The following is a 17897-nucleotide window of genomic DNA, read 5'->3' on the forward strand; positions in this document are numbered from 1 at the left end:
GCCGCCGTCACCGGTGGTCTCCGTCACCGGTAGTCCGCGAAGAACTCCCTGATCTCGGTGAGCAGCAGGTCGGGCGCCTCCAGGGCGGCGAAGTGGCCGCCCCGGTCGTAGTCCCGCCAGCGCACCACGTTGTTGGTCCTCTCCTCGTCGCGCCGCAGGGCGATGTCCTGCACCGTGAACTGGGCGACGCCCAGCGGTACTTCGGTGGGCTCCTGCTCGCCCCAGGCCTGTGCCTCCTCGTAGTAGAGGGCGGCGGAGGAGGCCGCGGTGCCGGTGAGCCAGTAGATCGTGACGTTCGTGAGCAGGGCGTCACGGTCGACGGCCTCGTGCGGCAGCTCCTTCTCCAGGTTCGTCATGTCCTTGAACTTGTCGACGATCCAGGCGAGTTGACCGACGGGGGAGTCGGTCAATCCGTACGCGAGGGTCTGCGGTCTGGTCGACTGGATCGCGATGTAGCCGCCCGCGTCCTCCATGAACGCGTTCATGCGCCGCACCCTGGCCCGTTCGCGCTCGTTGAGCGTCGGGTCGTCCTCGGCCGCGCTGGGGTAGGTGGTGCCGCCGTTGACGTGCAGGGCGACCACGTGCTCCGGGTCGACGGCGCCGAGCGCGCGGGTGATGCCGCTGCCGAAGTCGCCGCCCTGTGCGCCGTAGCGGTCGTAGCCGAGCCTGCGCATGAGCTCCGCCCAGGCGCGGGCGATCCGCGTGGTGTTCCAGCCCGCCTCGGCCGTCGGGCCGGAGAAGCCGAAGCCGGGCAGGGAGGGGATCACCAGGTGGAAGTCGCGGGACAGCGGGCCGATCAGCTCCAGGAACTCCACGACCGAGCCGGGCCAGCCGTGCGTGAGGAGCAGGGGCAGCGCGTCGGGGGCCGTGGACCGCACGTGCAGGAAGTGGATGTTCTGCCCGTCGATCTCGGTGGTGAACTGCGGGTGTTCGTTCAGCCGCGCCTCCCAGGCGCGCCAGTCGTACCCGTTGGCCCAGTGGCTCGCCAGCTCCTTCAGATACGCGACCGGGGCGCCGCGGCTCCAGCCCCGGCCCGGGATCTCCGCGGGCCAGCGGGTGCGGGCGAGGCGGTCCCCGAGGTCGTCCAACTCGGCCTGGGGAACGGCGATCCGGAAGGGGCGGATCTCGGCGGTGGCGTCCGTGTTCGTCTCCATGCCCTGAACGGTAGGAGCCCTTGAGGACAGGTTGTGTCCTCAAGGGCTCCGGGCCGGAAGGGGCCGCGAGCGGTGTCCGGGAGCTCCGGTGCGTCATCCGGGACCGTCAGTACGTCAGCAGCACACCCGCGTACGAGACGCCCGCGATCACCACCCACGAGACGAGCCCGAGAGCCGCGACCCGGCCGCCCGTGCGCGTCAGGGACGGCAGGTCGACCGCGCTGCCGAGGCCGAACAGGGCGGCGGCGAGCAGGAGTTCCTGCGCGGTCTGCGCGGCGTCGATCGCCCCGCCCGGCAGCCACCCCGTGGTGCGCAGCGCGACCATGGCGAGGAAGCCGACGACGAACAGCGGCACGAGCGGCGGGCGCCTGGCGCTCCTCGCGGACTGCCCCGCACCGGCCCTCGACCTGGCCCGCGCCCTGACCGACAGGGCCACCGCGGCGACCAGCGGCGCGAGCAGCGCCACCCGCATCAGCTTGACCAGGACCGCGTCGCCGAGCGCCCCGGCGCCCGCGGTCTGCGCGGTCGCCACGACCTGCCCCACGTCGTGCACGCTCGCCCCGACCCAGCGCCCGAACTCCGCGTCGCTCAGCCCCAACGGGCCCTGGAGCAGCGGAAGGACGGCGATGGCGAGGGTGCCGCAGAGCGTCACGAGGGCCACCGAGGTGGCGGTGTCCCGCTCGTCGCTCTCGGACACCTCGCTGACCGCGCCGATCGCGGAGGCCCCGCAGATCGAGTAGCCGGTGGCGATGAGCAGCGGCTGGTCGCCGCGCAACCCCATGCGGCGGCCCAGCCACCAGGTGCCGAAGAAGGTCACCGCGACCACGCAGAGCACCATCGCGACCGAGGCCCAGCCGAGCCCGAGCACGTCGTCCAGACCCAGCTTCAGGCCGAGCAGCACGACGCCGACCCGCATCAGCCGCTTGGCCGCGAACGTCAGGCCCGCCTTGCCGGGACCTCGCACGAATGTGTGCGCGGCGCCCGGCAGATGGGCCGCGACGATGCCGAGCACCACGGCGGCGGTGAGCATCGGGACGCCGGGCGCGATCCTGTGCACGCACCAGGCGACGCCGACGCCGAGGACGGCGAGCGCGAGGCCGGGCAGCCTGCCCGGGGGACGGTGCGGAGCGAGCGCCGAAGTGAGGCTCTGCGTACGGGATTTGGCACGTTCTCCGAGCAGCGCCATTACCGGTCGGCCGGCAGCTCGTACACCCGCCGGACGCTGCTGCCCAGGCGGGCGATGTCCGCGCCGTAGATGTGGATCGATATCGCGCGCGTCTTGCAGGCGTTCCACACCCGGTGGATGTCGCCGGGCGGCGCGAACCCGCAGACCGCGCCCTGCGGGTTCACGACGTCCTCGGTGGCGACGAGGCGCGCCGCCCCGCCGGTCTCGTCGGCGGGCACCAGGCGGTAGCGCCGCTCCTGCTCCTCGCCCTCGTGCACGCCCGTGACGCACCAGGAGACGTGGTCGTGGACGGAGGTCCGCTGCCCCGGCAGCCAGACCAGCGCGACGACGGAGAAGGAGCCGTCGCTCTCGGCGTGCAGGACGTGCTGGCGGTAGCGCTCGGGGTCGCCCTCCTGCTGCTCGTCGGTGAGCAGATCGGCGGCGCCGAGGTGGGGGGAGAGCCGCTCGCCGACCAGGTACGCGGTCAGGTCGGGAGTCAGGCCCCGCCCGACGGCCTCGCGCACGTCGGCGACGAGGGTGTCGAGGCGCTCTGTGGTCCGGGCGGCCCGGTACGCGGTCGTAGTGCTCATACCGGCAGCGTCGCGCCGCCCGATCCATCACGTCCAACGACAGTTGTTTGGCATCCCCGCAACTTCTGCTTATGGATGGCGCGCGGGCGTGGCCGGAAAGAGCCGCTTCCCTCCGTGAGGGAGGTCAGCAGCCGACGCGGTTGGCGGCCACGGTCCTCAGTTCGTCCAGGACCAGGGCGGTCGCCGGTATCCGCAGATGGTCCTTGAGGACGTACGCGGAGACCTGGCGCCGCGAGGCGGGATCCAGGGCGCGGCCCGTCACCTTGCGGTGGCACAGGAAGTTCAGGACGAGGCCCGGCATCATCGCGACGCCGAGTCCCTCGGCGACCAGGCTCTGCACCACGAGGTTGTCGTCGGTGGTGAACGCGATGTCGGGGGCGAAGCCCAACTCGGCGCACTCGTGCAGGAAGTTGGCGCGGCAGCGCGGGCACCCCGCGATCCACCGCTCCTCGGCGAGCTCGGCGAGCTTGACCGAGCGGCGGCGCGCCATGGGGTGCCCGGAGGGCATCAGGACGGTCAGCTGGTCCTCCATCAGCGGGATCTCCACCAGCTCGTCCGGCACCTCTTCGTGCAGGCCGGGATAGGTGAAGGCGAGCGTGATGTCGCACTCGCCGCGCACCACGCGCCGCAGCGACTCGGGCGGCTCGTCCTCCAGGAGCTCCACGCGGACCCCCGGATGCCCCGACGCGAGCCGGGCGAGGGCCTCCGGGATGAGGGTGGCGTTGGCGCTGGGGAAGGCGCAGACCCGCACCCGGCCCGACCGCAGCCGTGTGATCGCGTTCATCTGCTGCTGGGCGGTGGAGATGTCGTCCAGGATGATCCCCGCGTGCCGCGACAGCGCCTCACCGGCCTCCGTCAGCCGCATGCGGCGCCCGACGCGGGTGAACAGCGGGGTGCCGACGGACCGTTCGAGGGCCTTCATCTGCTGGGTGATCGCAGGCTGCGTATACCCGAGCGAGCGGGCGGCCGCCGAGTACGACCCGGCCCGGACCACTTCGTGGAAGGTCTTGATGTGCCGTGAATCGAACACCGCTGAATCATAAGCAGATGTTGGGAGGACGGAACAAGGGTGGGGGTCGGGCTTTTGTGAAGGGTGGGCTTGCCATGGGGTGGGCTTTGAGGGGGCCCGCTCAGTGCCCTACTCCCTGAGGGACAGGATGAGCTGCCCCCGGTCCGCGTCGACCAGCAGGACCCTCGCGGTGATCTCCTCGCCCACGCGCAGGACGTCACCGGGGTGGTCGACGTGCTCACGGGAGATCTCCGGGAGGCGTACGAGTCCCTTGGCCGCGCGGCCCTCGGTGCCGCGCACGTCCACGAAGGCCCCGAAGTGCGCGAGCGCCGTCACGGTGGCGCGGCAGACGTCGCCCCGCGTCAGGCCGCCGAGGGCGGGCTCGGGGTCGTCGGCGGCGTACAGGTGCGGCAGGTCGTACGGGCGCGTCACGGTGCGAAGGACTCCAGTGCCTTGTCGAAGTGGCGTTTCGCCGTGGTCTGTCGAGGGGCGGGGGCCGAGATCCACAGGTCGTACATCTTGCCGCCTTCGTTCCAGCTCAGGTCGTAGGTGACCCGGGGGCCGCCGTCCGCCGCCGTGCCGTCCCAGGTGAAGGTCCACAGGGCCGCGGGGTTGCCGTTGTGCGTGGTCTCGCGGACCGAGCCGCCGCGGTAGCCGGGGTAGTCGGAGGGGCCGTCCTCGTGGGCCTTCCGCATCACCGCGAGCGGCCCGTCCGGGTCCTGGGCCTGGGGGTGGATGCCGATGCGGAACTGTTTGCCCGCCGAGTAGTAGTAGACGCGGGGCGGTTCGGGGGAGCGGGTGAAGCCGCCGGGGACGGCCAGGGAGAAGCCCGCCGGGTCGGTGACGGTGCGATAGCCGGTGGGGGCCGTGCCGCCGCCGGAGTCCGGCGGGTCCGAGGGATCGGCGGGCGCGGTTCCGTCCGCGTCGGTGCCGGTTCCGTCCGCGTCGCCCTTGCCGTCTCCCGGCTCGGCGGGAGGAGTCCTGTCCTTCCCCTTCTCCTTCTCCTTGTCCTTGTCCTTGGGCGGCTTCGGCTTCACGCTCTTGGACGGCTCGCTCTTCTCCGGCTCGGGCGAGCGTGACTCCTCCCGCACCTCCTGGGCCGGACCTCCGCCGCCCGCCTCCCGCTCCGTGCCGCCGTCGCCGCGCGTCAGCGCCCATACGCCGCCGCCCACCCCGCCCGCCGCGAGCACCGCGACGAGGACACCGCCGAGCAGGGACACCCGCATCCGGGGCCCCCGGCGCCCGGCCCGGGGCGCGGCGCCGAGCACCACAGGGTCGCCCGTGTCGTCCGCGCCGCCGGAACCGCGCCCGGCGGGCGGCGGCTTCACGGGCGGCGACGGCGTGTGCGCCACCGTCGGCAGCCGCTCCTCGTCGAGGAAACCCCGCAGCGCCCGCTCCGCCTCGTCCGCGCCGAACCGCCGCTCCGGATCCCGCTCAAGGAGCCCCCGGACGACCGGAAGCAGCGGTCCCGCGGACTGGGGCGGGCGGATCTCGTCCACCACCACCGCGTGCAGCACCCCCGCCACCGAGTCCCGGTGAAACGGCGACTCGCCCTCGACGGCCGCACAGAGCAGCACGCCAAGGGACCACAGATCGGACTCGGGGCCCGTGCGCCGCCCCGACATCCGCTCGGGCGCGGTGTACTCGGGCGAGCCCACGAACGCCCCGGTCTGCGTGAGCGTGGTCTGCCCCGCGACCTGCGCGATGCCGAAGTCGGAGAGCACCACCCGGTCCGTGCCCGCCTCCAGGAGTACGTTCGCGGGCTTGAGGTCACGGTGCAGCACCCCCGCGGCGTGCGCGGCGCGCAGCGCGGCCAGCAGGGCGAGGCCGATCCGGGCCGCCTCCGCGGGCGTCAGCACCCCGCGCGCGGAGATGCGGTCGGCGAGCGAGCAGCCGTCGATCAGCTCCATGACCAGCCAGGGCCGCTCCTCGTGCATGACGACGTCGTGCAGCACGAGGATGCCGGGGTGCTTCACCTGCGCGACCGAGCGCGCCTCGCGCAGCGTCCGCTCCCGCTGCCGCTCGGCGTCGAGCTGCGAGAGCCCGGCGTCGACGTTCAGCTCCTTGACGGCGACGTCCCGCCCGAGCAGCTCGTCCTGCGCCCGCCACACCGTGCCCATGCCGCCGCGCCCGAGCCGCGCCGCGATGCGGTAGCGGCCGGCTATCAGTTCCCCCGTGCTTGCCATGGCCGCATCATACGAACTCCCTTGTCCCGCGCCGAAGTTGGGCCGATCGAGGTCACGGGGGCCTGTCGGATCCGGGGGGAGTGTGAGGGGAGTGTGAACGGCGCGCGACCACGCGGCAGTTGCCTCCGCGCGCCGGTCACATGGAGTGCCTGATCCGCTACGTTGGGTCACTCCAGCGGGGTGTGACGGGACGGCCCGCGCGGTGGAGGGGAACACGCATGACGCGACGACGCATGACCAAGGCGACCAAGGCGCTCGGGGCGTTCGCGGCAGCCGCGGCACTGGCACTCTCCGTGCCCGGCTCGGCGTACGCGGCGGAGGGGGTCCTCGTCATCAACGGCCAGGCCCACGAGAACCCGAGCGGCTGCTATGCCGTCGACTGGTTCCCGAGCTCGGTGGGCAACCACACCGACGCCATCGCCGAGGTCCACGCGGGCCCGGACTGCTCGGGCCCGGTCGAATGGCTCGTCCACCCCGGCGAGACGTACTACACGGAGACCGCCCAGAGCGTCTTCATCCTCTGAGGTCGCCCTCGGTGCCGCGGGCGCAGGGGGCCCGCGGCACCGAGCGGTCACTCAGGGCCGCGGTGGGGACGCTCCGGGCGGGGGGCCGGGGAGCGACACCCGCTGCAGCAGCCCCCACGTGAACTCCGCGACGCAGCGCCGCCGTTCGCCGCCCGCGTCCGGGGCCTCGAACGTGAGGCCCCACCGCGTCGGCGCCGTCCCCTCCATGGGGCGGGCCGGGGCGAAGGCGCGCGCCGCCTCGTCCACCGTGCACGACCACGGAGCGAGGTCGTCGAGCGTGCGCAGCGCCGGCCCCGGCACCCCGGGCGCGCGCACCAGCCACTCATTCCAGACGGCGCCGTTCGGCGCGAGCAGCACCTCGAAGCGCAGATCGGGCCAGAGCGGCACGGGCCACAGCAGTGCCTCGCACTCCAGGTCGCCGATCGGGCGGCGCTCGCTCACCTCGGGGGTGCCGAGGACCGAGCGGTAGCGGGAGGCGGCGCCCCGGGACCGCGGCGCCCGGGTCATCGCCTGCCAGCGGCGGTTGGACTCGCGCATCTCGGCGGTGGACACGCCCAGTTCGTGCCGGGCGCTCTCCACCAGGTCGGGGTTGTGGTCGGCCATCCGGCGCAGCAGGACGAGCTGGAAGTCCAGCGCGGTGAACGGGCCGGGATCGCGGGAGGAACTAGCGGGCATGCACCCCATCGTCGCGCACCGCGAACGCTCCCGGGCGGCGCCCTTCGGGAAGGAAGAGCACCGAGTTCACGTACCGCGGACGTCTCGGCGTGAGGACCCGGCGCACCAGGCCCTGCGACACCACGTACGCCGTAGCGGCCTGGTGCGCCTCCAGGTCGAAGGCGTCCAGCGGCAGCCACGTGTCGTGCGGCAGGACCCAGCCCCGGTAGCCGTGGTGGCCGGTGAGGAGCTCCACGATCGGGGCGATCGGCTGGATGCGGGACTCCAGCTCGATGAAGATCGCCGGGCGGTCGCGGCCGATCAGCTCCTCGGCGCCGCGCAGCACCGGCAGTTCGTTGCCGTCCACGTCGATCTTGACGAAGTGGACGTCCCGCAGGCCGAGCCCGTCCAGGGTCAGACACGGCACGTCGACGGCCGTGTCGTGGATGTCCCTGCGGATCAGCGAGGAGACGCCCCGCTCGCCGCGGTCACCGGACGGCAGCCAGAGCCGCGCCGTGCCGGGCCGGTCCGTCGCCGCGGCCTGGATCACCCGTACGTTGCCCGGGGTGCTGGAGGCCAGCAGCCGCGCCAGGTGCGGCACCGGCTCGACGGTCACCACGCGGTGCGCGCGCGAGGCGAGGCGGCGCGACCACGGCCCGTACCAGCCGCCGACGTCCACGGCGGTGCCGCAGCCCGGCGGGCACAGGTCGCCGAGCCGCGCCAGCTCCGGCTCGAAGCGCGGATACACCAGGCGGGCCAGGGCGGCGATCAGACGGTCGGGGACGTAGGGCGCCACACGGGCGGCGAAAGTCATCCGCGCCCCCTCTCACGGGGAGATGCGCTTGAGGAGCTGCTCGTGCTCGTCCTCCGGGACCTGCTCGCCGGAGGAGGGCAGCAGCTGCGGGATGCCGTCGACGACCGGATAGCGGCGCCGCAGACGGGGGTTGTAGAGCGCCTCCTCCGGTACGAGGGGCTCCTCGGGGGCCAGCAGATGCAGCGGGCCCTTGTCCAGCGGGCAGGCGAGGATCTTCAGCAGCGGGTCGTCGGGGTTCATCCGCTCGTCAACTCCTTGGTGGGGGACGGTGTGTGGGGGGCGCTCGCGTCGTGCTTGGGCATGGCGAGCAGCACGGACACGGCGAGCAGCGTGCCCGCGATCCGCAGCGCCAGGCGGACCGGGTCGTGCGGCAGCGCCTCGCCGAACGCCAGCGTGCCGAGTACCGCCGTGAACAAGGAGGTAACCGTCGTGCACACCGGGACGATCAGGGACGCCCGGCAGCGCTGCAGGGCCGCCTGCGACATGATCAGGCCGAACACGCCCGTGAACAGCAGCAGATACGGATACGGCGAGCGCAGCAGGTCCACGAGCGCGCCGCCGAGGTCCTCGGTGGTCAGATGGCTGGAGACGCCCTTGATCGCCAGCGAGCTCACGCCGTACAGCAGGCCCACCGCGACGCCGTACTCCACGCCCGCCGTCGGCATCCGGTGCCGGTGGCGCGCGCGGCGCTCGGCGGAGCCGTACAGCCAGACACCGGCCGCCAGCGAAGGCAGGCAGACCACGAGGACCAGGGCCACGGGCGCGTGGCGGCTGACGGTGTCGTTCTGCTCGTTCAGCGAAAGGACCACCATGAGCAGCGCCAGCAGGATCGCGCCGACCGCGTACCGCTCGCGGCCCGAGGTCCGCTCGCCGAGCAGGACCGAGGACAGGAGCAGCAGGAGGACCAGGCCCGACACGAAGATGCCCTGCGCCGCGGCGATCGGCAGCGTGCGGTACACCGCGAGCTGCGCGGCGAAGCCCGCCGCGAGCGCCAGCGACCCGCCGATCCACAGCGGGCTGCCGAGCACCTGCCGCAGCAGCCGCGCGGGGCTGCGGACGCTGACCGACGGCATGGCCGTCAACGCCCGCTTCTCCAGGACGAATCCGGTGCTGTAGAGCAGGTTCGCGACCAGCGCCGCGGCCACACCCCACCACATGGGGCTCAAGACCTTCGGGCGTGCAGCAGGAGGATCGAGGCCGCGCCCGGCACGGCGCAGGCCAGCCGGTCCAGGGCGCGCAGCGGGCGTGGCACGCCGTGGAAGGGCGCGCCGGACAGGCGGACGACGTCGAAGCCGGAGGCGGCGACGAACTCCCGCAGGGCGCGGGCCGTGTAGAGGCGCAGATGGCCCACGACCTCCTTGCCGGGGCGGCCGTGGATGCCGCGCAGGCTCACCTCGGAGAAGACAGGCTGCACGCCGGCCAGGAGCAGGCCGCGGTTGTACCAGGCGGCGAGGTTGGGCGTGGAGAGCATCAGGTGCCCTCCTGGCCTGAGGACCCTTCTGAGTTCGTCGAGCGCGCTGTCCGGGTCGACGAGGTGCTCGATGACCTCGCTGAACAGGACGGCGTCGGCCGCGCCGTCCGCGAACGGCAGCCCGCCGTCGGTGAGTTCGCCCCGGACGACGTACGGAAGGCGGGCGTGGGCGCGCTTGAGGGCGTCCTGCGACCAGTCCACGCCGATCACGCGGTGGCCCGCGAGGAGCGGGGCCGCGGTCGCCGCCGCCGTGCCGTCGCCGCAGCCGATGTCCAGGACCGTGGCGGTGCGGGCGGTGGCGGGGCCGAGCGCGGCCGCGAGGATGCGGGCCTGGCGCAGGCTGCGGGCGTCGCCGGACGCGACGGGGACGGACGGGTCCTCGTAGAAGTCCCTGAGTCCCGCCGGACGCTTGGTCGTTGCGGTGGTCACTTGGGCCCCTCGTGGGTTTCGTGGGGTTCGGTGTGCTCCGTCGCATGCAGATAGTGCTCGAACAGGTCGCGCAGATGCGCCCCGTCGCCGTGGCTGAGCAGCGTCTTCGACCAGCGCAGGGCCAGGTGGAGGCGGCCCGCCGTGGACGCCGTGGTCACGGTCAGGCCGCGGGGCAGGCGGGCGGGCGCGGAGAACCACACCGCGTGCGCGCGGCCCGCGTCGCCGAAGTCCAGGGCGTACGGGACGCGGCCGATGTTGCTCAGGAGCGTCGTCGACGTCCAGGGCGCGGCGGCCCTGCGCAGCCCGCGGGTGACGGCCGCGCGGAGCGTGACCGGCAGCACGGGCGCGGTCAACAGCGTTGCCCCGTGGCCCAGTTGGGGCCTTGCCAGGGACTTCAGGGCGCGGGTGCGGTCGGAGGTGCGGCGAAGGAGGTCGCGGGTCGCCTCCGGAGTCCACTCCTCTCGCGTCAACTCCGCTGCCCCGAAAGGCACTTCGACCAGACGTGTGCCGTTGCCGATGGGCATGGTGGCGTCGCGGGGGCGGTCGTCGACGGGCATCGTGATGCGGAAGGGCCGCGGCCGCGCGCCGTGCTCGCGGTTCCAGTGCGCGATCATCAGCGCGGTGGCGACCATGAGCTGGTCGTTCACGGTGAACGGGGAGCCCTTGGGGCGGCGCGGCACGGGCAGCTCCGCCACCAGCATGCCGTTGCCCGGAATGGGGTCTCCCCTGCTCGAACGAAGTTGAGAGCTTGGGGAAGGCTCGGGGGTCCCCCTGGCGACCCGGGCCGGGGGCGACCAGCCGGACGGGGCGTCGGCCGGGGGCGGCTCCGGTGCGCCCTGGTCGGGCGTACGGGTCGGGGGCGCGGCGGGGGAGTTGTCCTTCCCGCCGTACAACTCGGCCGCCGTGGCAAGGACACGGAGACAGGCGGGCCCGTCGAGGGCGGTGTGGTTGATGGTGAGGAAGAGGACACTTCCGCCGCCGTCGCCACGATCCGCCGCCGCGGGCTCGGCCGCCACCACCTCAAGGCGGATCGGCGGCGACGACGTGAGCGGCGGCGCCTCGGCCAGGGCCCGTTCGCGGGCCCGCTTCAGGGCGTCCGGTTCCGGGGCGGGGAACGTCACCACCTCGACGTCCGGGGCCTCGGTCAGCTCCCACTCGTAGCGCCGCCGGTACCAGGGCCCCCGCGCCTCCCGCATCAGGATGCGCGGGTGGCGGCGCAGGGCCTCGCCGAACGCCGCCTTCAGACGCTCCCGGTCGGGGGTGCCCGGCAGGTGCACCTCGATGTGCACGGTCTCCGGTTCCTCCTCCTGGAGGCAGTGCCGGGAGACCTCGTCGACGACGGGGAACGGCACGCGCGCAGGCGGCCTTCCGGGGCCGTCCGCGCGCCGTGCCGGATGTTCCAGTGCGGTCATCGCTGGGTGCCTTCTCCTGTCGTGAACGTCCGCCTGCGGCGGAAGCGGACCGTGCTCCTGCCCGGTGGCGCGGGTTCCGGCTGGGCCGCGGCGGGGCCACGGGCCGAGACGGTCGGGCCCGCGTCGTGGCTCGCGCCGTGACCCGCCTGCGGCGCGGCGCCCGACGGACCGCTCTCACCGTTCTCACCGCGCTTGCGCCGCGGCAACGCAGGCGCCTGCCCGCCCAGGTCGCGGTCCGGGCCGAGCGACAGCGTCGCGGGGTCGGGGGCGGGCCGCGCCGGTGGGTACGGCGGCGGGTTGCCCGAGCCGTCGTCCAACGTAGCCCCGCTGTGCGGCCGTGTCTCCCGCACCGTCACGAGCGCCGCGAACAGGGCGATCAGGGCGAGGAGTTGTGCCGTGTGACCGAACGCCCCCTCGTCCGACCGGATGGACTCGCCGGCACCGGCCGCCGCCGCGATCCCCGCCCCCGCCATCGCCAGGAACGCGATCGGCACGAGGAGCGCGTGGCGGCGCCAGGCCAGCAGCGCGAGGGCCGGGACCAGCAGGGCGAACGGGCCCGCGACGACCGCCGCCACCAGCGTGAGCGCCACCGTGCCGAGGACCGGGCCCGGCGCGGGCGGCGCGGCCTGTACCGCGTCCGGGTTGGGCTCACGGCGCCTGACCAGGACCAGCGCGACCAGCGCGAGGACGCCGACCCCGGCCAGGATCAGCCCGATCTCGTAGATCTGCGACGGCTCGTAGCTCAGCTTGACCGTGCCGCCCTCGCCCTTGGGCACGAGCCAGCCCTGCTGCCAGCCGTCCAGCCGCAGCGGGGTCAGCTCCTTGCCGTTCAGCGTCGCCTTCCAGCCGTCGTTCACGTTCTCGTACGTCGTCAGGTACGAGGCCGCTCCCGAGCCGACCGTCACCTCGCGGCGGTCGCCCAGCCAGTCCTTGATCTCCAGCTCGCGCGAGGCGCTTTCGGGCGCGGCGGGGGTGCCGCGGGTGAGCGAGGCGTCCATGACGGCGAGCGGGCCCGCGTCACCGGTCTCCACGCTGTGCGCGCCCGCGTCGAGCCGCACCGCGGTGTCCTTCGAGCCCTCCTGGCAGAGCGTGATCTCGATCGGGCGCCGGTCGGTGAGGTCCTGGATCCTGCCCTTGGCGCTCGTCTCGTACAGCTCGCCGTCGATCGACATCGTCGGACCCTGGCCGCAGGGCAGCGAGAAGCGGTCCTCGGGATCGGGCTGCGGCGTGCGGTACTTGTCCAGCGCAGGGACGTAGACCTCGGTCAGGCCCACGGGGAGCCGGAGGTCGGCGTCCGCCACCGGGTTGTGGACGGTCAGCGGAGCGGTCTCCGTGATGGTGATGTCCATCTCGTCGGTGGTGATCGGGGCGAAGCGCGCGTTGCCGTTCTCGTCGACGCCCGCGGTCGCCGCGCCGTCCGGCGAGCTGATCTCGATCTTCACCGGGCGGGTGGACAGGCCGCCCGCCGCTGGCAGCACGATCTCGCCCACCGGCTGCTTGCCCGGCCACTTGAGGTGGATCACCGGGCGGTTGTCGGTGCCCGCGATCCAGCCCGTCGTCAGATCGCCGTCCGTGAGGTTGCGCGGCGACAGGCCGATGCCCAGCTTGGCCGTGGAGTCCGCGGTCGCGACGATCTGCTGCTTCTGCTCCGGCGCCACCTTGTAGAGCAGCTCGTCCAGCGCGGCGCCCGGCACGGCCACCGCGCTCGCCTTCACCTCGTACTCGCCGTCGCCCGTCGTCGTGAAGCGGCGGTGCAGCCCGGACTCGGCGTTCACCGGTGAGAGGGCGCTCGGGTCGGAGGAGCGGTGCAGGGAGTAGGTGGTCGCCTGGGCGTCCGTGGTCCTCTCGGCGTCCGTCGGCAGCTGGAGGAGCTTGGTGACGCGTACGTCGGGGATGCTGATCTCCGAGAAGCCCGCGCCCGTCAGGCCGGGCCTGGCCTCCTGGGTGTCCAGAATCGTGATCTTGACCCAACTCGTGGCGCCCGCACGGGCCTTGATCCGCTGCGTCATGCCGTTCGGCTGCAGATCGCTGGTGACGCTGCCCCGCTCCGTCTCCACGCGCACCTTCGTGGGCGCCGACCGCACGCCGTCCTGCGGCAGCGGCGTGACGCGGAAGGAGGCGGGCACCGTCACCTTCGAGTTGAACTCCGCCTTGATCCACTCGCCGTCCGCGGCACCGGCGTCGCCCTCGGCCCAGGCCGTCGCCGGGTCGCCGTCGAAGGCGTTCACCGGGTCGTACTGCGGCAGATGGAACAGCCAGTTGCCGTAGGAGGACGCCGACACCTTCTTGGCGCCGCGCAGCTCCGCCGTCGTCTGGTGCTCGACGCCCTTGGTCGGCAGGATCTGGTGCGGCTTCCTGCCGGGGTCCTGCAGCGCGTCCTCGGCGTTGCGCTCGTCGCGCCCGTACGTGTACGACGTATTGGAGTTGACCAGGCCGAAGCGGGTGTCCGCGCGGCGCAGACCGTCACCGACCGCCTCCAGAGCCGGAGTTCCGACCCCCGGATGGTTGTCGCCCGTCAGGACGGTGGGCCGGTCCCGCATCGCCGGGTCGGCGGAGAGCGGGAGCAGCGACTCGGGGCCGCCGCTGACGACCGCCGTGTTCGACACCGGCTTCAGGCCCGCCTGGCCGGGCCGCTCGGCGCCCTCGCCGGGGGCGTAGATCTCCACCGCGCGCTGGCGCGGATAGAGGCCCTCGACCTGGAGGGGCGTGTCGTTCGGGATCCTCCCGTCGGTCGTCGTCGGACCGAAGCCCGTCACGCGGCGGAAGCCGGACTCCTCCAGGGTGCGCTTCACGGTCGCCGAGGGCACGTGGCCCACCTGATCCGGATCCAGGTCATTGCGTACGACGACGTAGTAGAGCCCCGCACGCGTCAAGTAGTCCCGCAGGCCCCGCACTTCGCCGCCGGTCATCAGCGCCTGCTCCACCGCGTCCATCGCGCGGCGGTTGCCCGGCGTGCCGAACGGCACGTAATCGCGCTGCGCCCACCGCGAGTCGGCGAGCACGTCGAGCGGCTGGTCGATGGGGGAGCCCCAGGTGTAGATGCCGTGCGCGGTCGCGGGAACGACCAGCGCGCGCGAGTCGGGGGAGTACTTCTCCAGCCAGTCGGCCGTCGTCTGCCAGTACGTCGGCAGCTTCTGGAACGAACCCGGCTGCAGGATCGAGCCGTTGAGATACGGCCAGGCAAGGCCCGGAAGCACCAGGACCGCCGCGATCAGCGGCGCGTACCCGCGGCCGCGCACCGGCCGCGCGCCGCGCGCCTGCGCCGCCACGCCCACCAGGTGCATCAGGCCGAAGGCGAGCGCGAGAGCCAGACCCATCTGGAACTTGTAGATGTTGCGGAACGGCACGAGGCCGCCGTTCAGCCAGGACTGGACCGTCTCGTGGAAGGGCGCCCCGAACGCGCCGCCGTACCCGGCCAGCGTGATCAGCACGACCGACAGCACCGTGAGCACCAGCCAGCGCCGCTCCGGCAGATCACGCCGCGCGAGCCCCGCGAGACCGAGCGCCGCGGCCAGCGCGGAGCACACGATCGCCACGACGGCCGTCGCCACCGTCCAGCCCGCCGGCAGCCACGCCTCGCCGAAGTGCAGATACGCGACCCAGTTCCCGGCGCCGCGCAGCGTCTCGGTGGCCGACATCGTGCCGGTCGTGGTGGCCGAATTCTCCACGTACGGAAGGAAGTTCTCGCCGTAGAAGCCGAGCATCAGCAGCGGAATGACCCACCAGGCGGTCGCCAGGATCACGCCCGGCACCCACCAGGTGATCAGCTTCCGCTTGCGCGGGCCGTTCGGCCTGGACAGGAGGTACAGGCCGATCGGCAGCAGCGAGGCCAGCGTCGACGCCGCGTTCACCCCGCCCATGAACGGGATGATCAGCGCCGAACGGCAGGCGGCCAGCCGCGCGCTGATCCGCTCGTTCAGGAGCGGGAGCAGCACCCACGGCAGGACGGCGCCGGGCAGCGCCGCCGCCGACGTCGACCCGACGACCACGGTGAACGTCGGCCACAGCGCGTACACCACCGCGCCGAGCAGCCGGCTCGGACGGCTGCCGATGCCCAGGCGCTCGGCGAGGCGCAGCGCGCCCCAGAAGGCCGCCGCCACGATCAGCGACATCCACAGCCGCTCCGCCAGCCACACCGGCAACTGCACCAGCTTGGCCAGGCCGTAGAACGGCAGCATCGGGAACGCATAGCCGACGTACTGGTCCTGGATCCCGCCGAAGCCGCCCCTGTCGTGCCACAACTGGCCCAGGTCGGAGAGGAACTGCCAGGGGTCGACGGCGACACCGAGCTTGGTGTCGAACGTCATCCGCCCCGGTTTCACCGCGCAGAACAGCACGAACACCACGGCCCAGAACCCCAGCAGCCAGCGCCGCGAGCGCGGCCCCCGCGAGGGTTCAGGGGCATCGGTCGTGGGCCGTACGGCCGCCGGGGGTGGGGCCTGGACCGTGGTCATGGACACCGCCTGAGGATGAGGAGGAGATTCCAGGTCGCGAACTCGCGCACACCCGGCACCTTGGTGATCGCCCCGGCCCAAAACGGCCAGTAGCGCGAACGGGCCGACACGACGGACACGTCGTCGCGGGCCCGCACCTGGCGCAGGGTCGTCCCGACGTGGTGCGCGAAGAGGTTCTCGCCGAGCGTGTGCTTCGCGGCCTTTCCGGTACGTCGTTCATAGCGGGCGCGGCCGCGCTCGGCGCCCAGGTAGTGCCAGGGCGCCCACTCGTGACCGCCCCATGGGGAGAGCCAGTTGGTGAACGAGACGTATATCAGCCCGCCGGGCCTGGTGACCCGGACCATCTCGCTCAGGAACGTCTGGGGATCGTCCACGTGCTCCAGGACGTTCGAGGAGAACGTGACGTCGGCGACGCGGTCCGCCAAGGGCAGCAGATAGCCGTCGGCCACGACCGAGCCGTGCGGGGGCTTGGCCCCGAGCTCGGCCGGGTCGGGCTCGAAGAGGAAGCTCTGCGCCCCGCGCCGCCGGAACTCCTCGGTGAAGTAGCCGCCCCCGCCGCCGATGTCGACGACGATGCGGTCCTTCACCGGTACGTACGCCTCGACCTGGTCGGCGGCGTCCCTGGCGAGGAGGGTGTAGCAGCGCTCGGGCTCGTGCTGCTCGCGCAGGAAGGCCCGGAAGAGGGTGGCGGAACGGCGCAGCGACGGGTCCTTCACACAGACCCCTGGGATATCGGGTCCCCGAGGGGCGCGTGGTGCGCGGCGACCGCCTCCGCGGCCACCGCCTGGAACTGCCGTACGGTGTTGGTCCAGCGGAACTGCGCGGCCCGCTCACCGGCGGCCTTGCCGAGCGCCCTGCGGCGCTCGGCGCTCAGCGCCAGGGTGCACCAGGCGGCGGCGAAGGAGCTCTCGCCCCGCGCCAGAAGGCCGGTCGCGCCGTCCTCGATGGAGTCGCGGACCCCGGGGACGTCGAAGCCGATCGAGGGCGTCGAACGCGTCGCCGCCTCCGTGATGACGAGCCCCCAGCCCTCCACGGCCGACGGATGCAGCAGCATCCAGGCCTCGCAGAGCAGCCGGTGCTTCTCGGCTTCGGAGACATGACCCCTGAACTCGACCCCGGGACCGGCGAGTTGCTCAAGGCGGCTCCGCTCGGGCCCGTCACCCACGATCACGAGCCGGCCGCCCGTGACGGGTCTGACACGTTCCCACAGGCGCAGCAGCAGATCGATCCGCTTGTACTCGACGAGCCGGCCCATCGCGAGGAACAGGGGCTCGTCGGAGCGGGGGTGCAGCGGGCCCGGCTCCTCGACGCCGTTGTGCACGATCCGGATGCGCTCGCGCTCGACGCCGATCGCCCGCAGCGCCGTGGCCGTCGACGGCGAGACGGCCACGAGCAGATTGCCGCGCTGGGCGCCCGAGAGGGCCCAGTGCTCAAGTCTTCGGCCCAGCCGTGCCGCGGGGGCGAGCGCGCCCTGGAAGCGCATCCCCCACAGATCGGTGTGGACGTGGTTGACCAGGCACAGGGTGGGCCCGCGGTGCCACAGCGGCGCCAGGTACGGCATGCCGTTGCAGACCTCGACGAGCAGGTCGCAGTCGCCGACCTGACGCGTGAACGCGGAGCGCGCACGCAGGTAGTGGCCCAGGTCGCCGCCCGCGGACACCACGCGGTAGTCGCGGTACGCGGCAGGGCCTCCGCACAGCAGAGTGACCTGGTGGCCCAGCTTGCTGAGCCCGTCGGCGAGTCGGTCGACGAGGAGTTCGGAGCCGCCCGCGGCCGGATTGCCGAGGTCGCGGTGGGCGAGGAAAACGATCCGGCGCGGCTGTGGGGGAGGCGCAGGAAGCCGCTCCGCGCGCCGTGGGGCGGCCGCGCGCAGCGAGGACGGTACGTGCTGGGGCATGCGTGCTCCAACTCGTCTCAGGGTGCGGAACTGTGGGGGCTGGCTTTGCGGAGGTGCTGTACGGGGGCGGTGCGGGGGCGGTACGAGGACTGTGCTCGGGTGGGGTGGACAGTTTTCGCCGCCCGGAACCGCGCGGCT

16 protein-coding genes are annotated in these 17897 nt (G+C 73.1%); 1 reads left to right on the plus strand and 15 read right to left on the minus strand.

Annotated features, from left to right (window positions below):
• Positions 1 to 23 precede the first annotated feature (23 nt).
• The 6 genes from ACZ4D5_RS03190 to ACZ4D5_RS03215 form a co-directional block, all read right to left on the minus strand.
• Positions 24 to 1154 carry an epoxide hydrolase family protein gene (locus ACZ4D5_RS03190; protein WP_467770582.1) on the minus strand — a complete coding sequence of 377 codons (1131 nt, stop codon included), beginning with the start codon at positions 1152 to 1154 and terminating at the stop codon, positions 24 to 26.
• 106 nt (positions 1155 to 1260) lie between these two features.
• Entirely contained in the window at positions 1261 to 2340 is a 1080-nt protein-coding gene (locus ACZ4D5_RS03195) for a YeiH family protein (RefSeq protein WP_467770583.1), read from the minus strand.
• Positions 2340 to 2909, minus strand: a complete 570-nt coding sequence (locus ACZ4D5_RS03200) for a cysteine dioxygenase family protein (RefSeq protein ID WP_467770584.1) — start codon at positions 2907 to 2909, stop codon at positions 2340 to 2342. The genes ACZ4D5_RS03195 and ACZ4D5_RS03200 overlap by 1 nt, the downstream gene beginning before the upstream one ends.
• A gap of 124 nt (positions 2910 to 3033) precedes the next feature.
• Entirely contained in the window at positions 3034 to 3939 is a 906-nt protein-coding gene (locus ACZ4D5_RS03205; protein ID WP_467770585.1) for a LysR family transcriptional regulator, read from the minus strand.
• Positions 3940 to 4047: 108 nt separating this feature from the next.
• A complete protein-coding gene (locus ACZ4D5_RS03210) occupies positions 4048 to 4350 on the minus strand; it encodes a S1 RNA-binding domain-containing protein (protein ID WP_467770586.1) in 303 nt (100 codons plus the stop codon).
• The gene (locus tag ACZ4D5_RS03215) at positions 4347 to 6104 is read right to left on the minus strand and encodes a protein kinase domain-containing protein (RefSeq protein ID WP_467770587.1); all 1758 of its coding nucleotides are present in this window, start codon (positions 6102 to 6104) and stop codon (positions 4347 to 4349) included. The genes ACZ4D5_RS03210 and ACZ4D5_RS03215 overlap by 4 nt, the downstream gene beginning before the upstream one ends.
• A 218-nt stretch (positions 6105 to 6322) precedes the next feature.
• Here ACZ4D5_RS03215 and ACZ4D5_RS03220 point away from each other — a divergent pair, with 218 nt between their 5' ends.
• A complete protein-coding gene (locus ACZ4D5_RS03220) occupies positions 6323 to 6628 on the plus strand; it encodes a hypothetical protein (protein WP_467770588.1) in 306 nt (101 codons plus the stop codon).
• Between the two features lie 51 nt (positions 6629 to 6679).
• Here ACZ4D5_RS03220 and ACZ4D5_RS03225 read toward each other — a convergent pair whose 3' ends face one another.
• The 9 genes from ACZ4D5_RS03225 to ACZ4D5_RS03265 are packed head-to-tail and all read right to left on the minus strand — an operon-like array spanning position 6680 to position 17759.
• Positions 6680 to 7312: a hypothetical protein gene (locus ACZ4D5_RS03225; RefSeq protein ID WP_467770589.1), complete on the minus strand. Its 633-nt coding sequence runs from the start codon at positions 7310 to 7312 to the stop codon at positions 6680 to 6682.
• A complete protein-coding gene (locus tag ACZ4D5_RS03230; protein ID WP_467770590.1) occupies positions 7293 to 8096 on the minus strand; it encodes an FkbM family methyltransferase in 804 nt (267 codons plus the stop codon). The genes ACZ4D5_RS03225 and ACZ4D5_RS03230 overlap by 20 nt, the downstream gene beginning before the upstream one ends.
• Positions 8097 to 8108: 12 nt before the next feature.
• Complete coding sequence (locus tag ACZ4D5_RS03235) at positions 8109 to 8336, minus strand: Trm112 family protein (RefSeq protein ID WP_467770591.1); 228 nt, start codon at positions 8334 to 8336, stop codon at positions 8109 to 8111.
• Positions 8333 to 9241: a DMT family protein gene (locus ACZ4D5_RS03240; protein WP_467771477.1), complete on the minus strand. Its 909-nt coding sequence runs from the start codon at positions 9239 to 9241 to the stop codon at positions 8333 to 8335. The genes ACZ4D5_RS03235 and ACZ4D5_RS03240 overlap by 4 nt, the downstream gene beginning before the upstream one ends.
• Before the next feature lie 17 nt (positions 9242 to 9258).
• Positions 9259 to 9996, minus strand: coding sequence for a class I SAM-dependent methyltransferase (locus tag ACZ4D5_RS03245; protein WP_467770592.1), 738 nt, complete (start codon positions 9994 to 9996; stop codon positions 9259 to 9261).
• Positions 9993 to 11408: a condensation protein gene (locus tag ACZ4D5_RS03250; protein ID WP_467770593.1), complete on the minus strand. Its 1416-nt coding sequence runs from the start codon at positions 11406 to 11408 to the stop codon at positions 9993 to 9995. The genes ACZ4D5_RS03245 and ACZ4D5_RS03250 overlap by 4 nt, the downstream gene beginning before the upstream one ends.
• Positions 11405 to 15862, minus strand: a complete 4458-nt coding sequence (locus ACZ4D5_RS03255; protein WP_467770594.1) for a DUF3367 domain-containing protein — start codon at positions 15860 to 15862, stop codon at positions 11405 to 11407. Before ACZ4D5_RS03255 ends, ACZ4D5_RS03250 begins: the two co-directional genes overlap by 4 nt.
• Positions 15859 to 16578: a class I SAM-dependent methyltransferase gene (locus ACZ4D5_RS03260; protein WP_467770595.1), complete on the minus strand. Its 720-nt coding sequence runs from the start codon at positions 16576 to 16578 to the stop codon at positions 15859 to 15861. Before ACZ4D5_RS03260 ends, ACZ4D5_RS03255 begins: the two co-directional genes overlap by 4 nt.
• A complete protein-coding gene (locus ACZ4D5_RS03265; RefSeq protein WP_467770596.1) occupies positions 16575 to 17759 on the minus strand; it encodes a glycosyltransferase family 4 protein in 1185 nt (394 codons plus the stop codon). The genes ACZ4D5_RS03260 and ACZ4D5_RS03265 overlap by 4 nt, the downstream gene beginning before the upstream one ends.
• Between the last annotated feature and the right edge of the window lie 138 nt (positions 17760 to 17897).

This window comes from Streptomyces sp. NPDC025651 (assembly GCF_055558735.1).

Bases quoted from the DNA above. Each gene is read 5' to 3' on its own strand.
- ACZ4D5_RS03250 (WP_467770593.1), bottom strand. From the start codon at position 11,408: ATGACCGCACTGGAACATCCGGCACGGCGCGCGGACGGCCCCGGAAGG.
- ACZ4D5_RS03225 (WP_467770589.1), bottom strand. From the start codon at position 7,312: ATGGGGTGCATGCCCGCTAGTTCCTCCCGCGATCCCGGCCCGTTCACC.
- ACZ4D5_RS03195 (WP_467770583.1), bottom strand. From the start codon at position 2,340: ATGGCGCTGCTCGGAGAACGTGCCAAATCCCGTACGCAGAGCCTCACT.
- ACZ4D5_RS03235 (WP_467770591.1), bottom strand. From the start codon at position 8,336: ATGAACCCCGACGACCCGCTGCTGAAGATCCTCGCCTGCCCGCTGGAC.
- ACZ4D5_RS03265 (WP_467770596.1), bottom strand. From the start codon at position 17,759: ATGCCCCAGCACGTACCGTCCTCGCTGCGCGCGGCCGCCCCACGGCGC.
- ACZ4D5_RS03220 (WP_467770588.1), top strand. From the start codon at position 6,323: ATGACGCGACGACGCATGACCAAGGCGACCAAGGCGCTCGGGGCGTTC.
- ACZ4D5_RS03255 (WP_467770594.1), bottom strand. From the start codon at position 15,862: ATGACCACGGTCCAGGCCCCACCCCCGGCGGCCGTACGGCCCACGACC.
- ACZ4D5_RS03215 (WP_467770587.1), bottom strand. From the start codon at position 6,104: ATGGCAAGCACGGGGGAACTGATAGCCGGCCGCTACCGCATCGCGGCG.
- ACZ4D5_RS03230 (WP_467770590.1), bottom strand. From the start codon at position 8,096: ATGACTTTCGCCGCCCGTGTGGCGCCCTACGTCCCCGACCGTCTGATC.
- ACZ4D5_RS03190 (WP_467770582.1), bottom strand. From the start codon at position 1,154: ATGGAGACGAACACGGACGCCACCGCCGAGATCCGCCCCTTCCGGATC.
- ACZ4D5_RS03200 (WP_467770584.1), bottom strand. From the start codon at position 2,909: ATGAGCACTACGACCGCGTACCGGGCCGCCCGGACCACAGAGCGCCTC.